Origin of the sequence: Aequorivita antarctica, from assembly GCF_007997155.1 — a bacterium.
Taxonomy (GTDB): domain Bacteria; phylum Bacteroidota; class Bacteroidia; order Flavobacteriales; family Flavobacteriaceae; genus Aequorivita; species Aequorivita antarctica.
Window position 1 is genome coordinate 1 of record NZ_VORT01000047.1, and the last position, 865, is coordinate 865.

Genomic DNA, 865 nt, shown 5'->3' on the forward strand with positions numbered 1-865 from the left:
AATTACGGAAAACCATAAAGAAATTAATCTGAAATTGACTAAATTGGACTTTTAAAAAACAAAACGTCGGAAATAAATCGGATGTGCGAAACAGAGCGTGAAAAGGAAAAAACGTGTGGCAACACCGTGTATAAACCATTGCTGGGTCTGTGCTTATCTGGAAAATTCTTGGGAATTTTCCAGCGGAGTTTTGTACTTTTAATGGTTCGTGTGTGAGACACGCAACGGTTCATACACAACAACGTTGTCGGCAAGTTAAATGAGGTAATTTGTTCTATAAAATTGCGGAATCTAATTGTGAAAAAACAAAGTCCGCGCCGATCAGCCAGAATGAAAACACGGTTTTTGGGCGGGCAATGACAAAAGCCCATTTAAAGGTTTTTGTTTTTTTACTTTCTTGGCAACCGTTGCCGTTTCGTTTCGCAGTTTTTTATTTTCAAAGTTCTGGACAGGGCATTTGCCGTTGCGAGGATGGCCAAAGCATTTTTGCCAAAGTTGGAAAACGAAAAAGTTGGACGGATAATTTCGCAGGTGTCTATTTGCGGACAATCAAAAACCGTGTTTTCGGCAAGCACTTTCGTGGTTGTTTATCAGCAAAAGTCGTTGGAATGGAAAACCTGCCGTCAACACTATGTATAGGCAATAGCGAATAAGCGCAAAATCCGAAATTATTTTTATAAATTTAAAGTCCGGTTAAGGGCGAATATTTCGGGAAAATCCCGCTACTGCCCATACACGAAACGTTGTGCATAATCTATGAAAAAATCATATCTAATAATTATTAGTCTAATCCTTTGGACTACTTCCTATTCACAAAATCAGGAAAAGAATATTTGGAAATCCAATGAAGAAATTTTCTGCATTG

General features: G+C 38.0%; 1 protein-coding gene. It reads left to right on the forward strand.

Translation table 11 applies throughout. From position 1 onward, the window contains the following. The first annotated feature begins 269 nt into the window (after window positions 1–269). On the forward strand, window positions 270–653 hold the full coding sequence (locus ESU54_RS17675) for a hypothetical protein (protein ID WP_146744029.1): 384 nt from the start codon (window positions 270–272) through the stop codon (window positions 651–653). The last annotated feature ends 212 nt before the right edge of the window (window positions 654–865 follow it).